We start from the raw sequence: 3,538 nt of genomic DNA, 5'->3' as shown, positions 1-3,538 counted from the left end.
GCACCGCACCGCACCGCACCGCACCGCACCGCACCGCACCGCACCGCACCCCGGACGCTCCGGACCGCCCGGACCGCTCCCGTCGAGAGGACCCGGTATGCCGCACTCCCCCACCGTCGTCGGCCGCCTCCGCCGGATCTGGCGGTACCCCGTCAAGTCGCTGGCCGCCGAGGCGCTGTCCGAGACCGCCGTCGGCTGGCACGGCGTCGCCGGCGACCGCCGCTGGGCGTTCGTACGGCCGGACAGCCAGTCCCGCCGCTTCCCGTGGCAGACGATCCGCGAGAACCCGCTCATGTGCCGCTTCCGGCCGGAGTTCGACGACCCCGCCCGGCCCGACGACTCCAAGCTCACCGTGTACGCCCCCGACGGCCAGACCTACGCGGTCGACGACCCGGCGCTCGCCGACCGCGTCGGCGCCGGCACGCGGCTGATGCGGATCAAGAACGGCGTCTTCGACGAGATGCCGCTGTCGCTGATCAGCACCACCACCGTCGCGGAGCTGTGCCGCCGCGCCTCCGTGCCCGCCGACGCCCTCCGCTTCCGGCCCAACCTGCTGGTGGAGCCCCTGGAGGACCGGCCGTTCGTGGAGGACGAGTGGGTCGGGGCGACCCTCCGGATCGGCGCGACCGAGCTGCGCGTCGACCAGCGCGACCCGCGCTGCGTCATGATCAACACGGACCCCGCCACCGCCGAGCGCACCCCGGCCGTACTCCGCTCCCTCTCCGACCGGAACGGCCACGCCGGCGTCTACGGCACCCCGGTGACCCCCGGCACCGTCCGCCTGGAAGCGGAAGTCGTCCTGCTCTGACTCCCGTACCTGGCACCCCCTCGGACAAAAACCCGGTGCGGTCCGCGTCAACTCCCGGCTACCGTCCCCGCCATGACATCCGGTGAACGCGTACGCCCGCCCTTCGACGCCGACGAACGCACCCAGCTGATCGGCTGGCTCGACATGCAGCGCTCCATCGTGCGCTGGAAGTGCGAGGGCCTGTCCGAGGCGGACGCGCGCCGGCCCGTCCTCCCGTCCTCTCCTCTGATGACCGTGGTCGGGGTGCTCAGCCACCTCCGCTGGGTGGAACACGCCTGGTTCGAGATCATGTTCCTCGGCGGCCCCACCACCGACAACCCGCAGTTCGACGACCGCGTCGAGGACGCGGACCTGCGCGTCCCGGAAGACGTGACCCTCGCCCAGCTCCTCGCCGACTACGAGCGGCAGTGCGCCACCTCCAACGCCATCGCCGCCGCACACAAGCTCGACGAGCCCGGCCGGCACCCCGACTTCACGATGGCCCGCGCCAACCTCCGGTGGATGCTCATCCACATGATCGAGGAGACCGCCCGTCACGCCGGCCACCTCGACGCCGTCCGCGAACTCGTCGACGGCCGCGTCGGCTACTACTGACCCACCGCCCGCCGCTCGGGCCCGTCCTGCCCCGGCAGCCGCACGCCGGTCGCGGCCCCCACGCCCCCCACGCCCAGCCGGGCCCGTTCCTCCGCCACGATGCGCCGCGCCAGGTCCGCGTCGGTCACGTCGAGGGCGTCCGGGGTCGACTCGGCCACGGTGCTGCGCCGCGCGTAGGCGTCGAAGAGCCGGGCCTTGGTCTCGGACGTCCGCACCAGCCGTTCGTCCACACCGCCCGTGTTCAGCAGCCGGTGCACCCGGACCTGCCGGACCTGACCCATGCGGTGCACCCGCGCCACCGCCTGGTGCTCCACCGTGGGCTTGGTCTGCGGTTCGCAGAGCACCACCACCGACGCCGCCTGGATGTTCAGCCCGAGGCCCACCGCCTGGATCTGCGCCAGGAGCACCGCGGGCCCCGCCACGGCGGTGAACGCGTCCACAGCCTCCTGCCGCCGCGCCGGCGGCACACTCCCGGTCAGCGGCCCGAACACCGTGCCGTACCCGCCCCTTCCCAGCGCCTCCTCCACCACGGCCAACACCTCACGGAAGGTGGAGAACACCACCACCTTCAGCCCGTTCTCGCCCGCCTCCCGGACGATCTCCCGCAACCGGTCGAGCTTCGCCGAGCCGTCCGGCCGGGCGTACGCAGCCCGCCGCATCCGCATGAAGCTGCCCTCCGCGACCGCCTCCCGGTAGGCCGCCTCGTCCGAGGGGCTCGGCTCCTCCCACTCGTCCGTGTACTGCACGCTCGGCAGCTCGGCCAGCACGTCAAGCTGGTTCCGCCGCAGGTAGACCGGGGCGACCAGCTCCCGGAAACCGCGCACCGCCGACTCGTGCAGTTCGTCCAGCCGCGCCCCGAGACGCCCGTCGACGATCCGCACCAGGTTGTGGAACTCCGCGACGCTGTTCTCCATCGGCGTGCCCGTCATCAGCAGCACCCGTTCGCAGTCCGCCGCCCAGCGCGCCACTGCCTGCGACCGCTGCGCCTCCGGGTTCTTCACCGCGTGCGCCTCGTCGACCACCAGCAACCCGAGCGGCACGCCCTCCGGCACCGGAAAACCCCGCAGCGCCTCGTACGTCGTCACCCCGACACCCCCGCGCGCCACCCACTCCCGGAACGCGTACCCGCGCTCCTTCCCGTGCAGCACCACCGGCGACAGCGTGCTGCGGGCCTCGATCTCCCGCCGCCAGTTCACCAACAGGCCCGCCGGGCACACCACCAGGAACCGCTCCCGCCCCTCGGCGGCCAGATGCGCCATCACGGCGATGGCCTGGATCGTCTTCCCCAGACCCATCTCGTCACCGAGGATCACCCGCCGCTGCGCCAGCACAAAGCGCGCCCCGAACGCCTGGTAGCCGCGCAACGAGACCCGCCGGCAGCTGTCGTCCAGCTCCTGCGCCCGCGCCCGTTCGGCCACCTGGGCCGGCATCCGCCCCTCGGCGCTCGCCCGGTCCGGCTGCCGCTCGGTGATCTCGGCGAGCAGCCCGTAGTACTCCGCCGAACGCGTCTCGAAATCGACCCACGCCGCCACGTCCGACTCCGGCTGCCGCAGCAGGTCCACCGACGCCTGCGCGAACAGCTCCGGCAACCCCGCCCGTTCGGCCTCCTCCACCGCCGCCCGAAGCTCCGCCACCGCCTCCAGCGCCCGCGCCCGCCCCTCGCGCCCGGCGAACAGCATCCGCAGCCGCCCGGTCGCCGGCCGCGCCCGCTCCAGCAGCGGCTCCAACCGCTCCACGACGCGCGTCCACCAGCACATGCACCGCCCTCACCAGCACCGTCGTGCGCGGCTCCGGCCGGTCCACGTCCAGATGGACGGCCACCGCGTCCTGCACCACCTCCGACAGCCGCCACGCGGCGGTCACGATCTGCTCCGCCGTCCGCGCCCCCACACCGGGCACCGCCCGCAACCGGTACACACCCACGTCCAGCACATCGGCGACGGTGGGGTCCGCACCCCACTCTCGGCCACCCGGCCCAACGGCAACGGCGCCGCCGTCACCTCCGCCAGCCGCTCCACCGGCATGGCCTCCAACGCCTGCCGCACCTCCGCCTCGTGCAGCGGCCCCAACACCGCCCGCACCGCCTCGACGGCCAGGCCGTAATCCGCGACCACCCCCCGCGCCGCCGCACACACC

At 73.7% G+C, this 3,538-nt stretch carries 2 protein-coding genes and 1 pseudogene; 2 read left to right on the top strand and 1 reads right to left on the bottom strand.

The window, feature by feature from the left end; all coding sequences use genetic code 11:
• Positions 1-97: 97 nt before the first annotated feature.
• Positions 98-808, top strand: coding sequence for an MOSC domain-containing protein (locus GL263_RS23440; RefSeq protein ID WP_182857738.1), 711 nt, complete (start codon positions 98-100; stop codon positions 806-808).
• A 72-nt stretch (positions 809-880) separates the two neighbouring features.
• Positions 881-1,402, top strand: a complete 522-nt coding sequence (locus GL263_RS23435; RefSeq protein WP_182857737.1) for a DinB family protein — start codon at positions 881-883, stop codon at positions 1,400-1,402.
• Here GL263_RS23435 and GL263_RS23430 read toward each other — a convergent pair.
• Positions 1,396-3,537, bottom strand: a pseudogene (locus tag GL263_RS23430) (DEAD/DEAH box helicase). The gene GL263_RS23435 and the pseudogene GL263_RS23430 sit on opposite strands and share 7 nt — an antisense overlap.
• Position 3,538 lies beyond the last annotated feature (1 nt).

This window comes from Streptomyces durbertensis, from assembly GCF_014156695.1.
Taxonomy (GTDB): domain Bacteria; phylum Actinomycetota; class Actinomycetes; order Streptomycetales; family Streptomycetaceae; genus Streptomyces; species Streptomyces durbertensis.
The sequence above is the reverse complement of the archived record's forward strand: the minus strand, read 5'-3'. Positions and strand labels throughout refer to the sequence as shown.